Genomic DNA, 239 nt, shown 5'->3' with positions numbered 1-239 from the left:
CGGCCTCGCCGCGGTCGAGGAGACGCTGTTCGAGTACGTCGGGCCGACAGCGAAGCACGACCACGCGGGCGGCCGCGAAGTGGGGTGCGAGGGGGCTCTCGACGATGCCGTCCCAGGCGCCGAGCTCGTCGCGGGCGGCGTCGAGGTCCACGACGAGCGTGTCGCGCTCGTCGTCGCGCTCGGTCCAGAGACCCTCGTCTTTCACGAGTCGGTTGAGGTGGACCACGTCGAGGTCGAGG

General features: G+C 71.5%; 1 protein-coding gene. It reads right to left on the bottom strand.

Annotated features, from left to right (window positions below; all coding sequences use genetic code 11):
- Positions 1-239, bottom strand: a 239-nt coding sequence (locus E4P24_RS19435; RefSeq protein ID WP_188148379.1) for an AAA family ATPase, incomplete at both ends; no start/stop codon positions are given.

Source organism: Haloferax sp. AS1, from assembly GCF_014530665.1.
GTDB lineage: Archaea > Halobacteriota > Halobacteria > Halobacteriales > Haloferacaceae > Haloferax > Haloferax volcanii.
The sequence above is the reverse complement of the archived record's forward strand: the minus strand, read 5'-3'. Positions and strand labels throughout refer to the sequence as shown.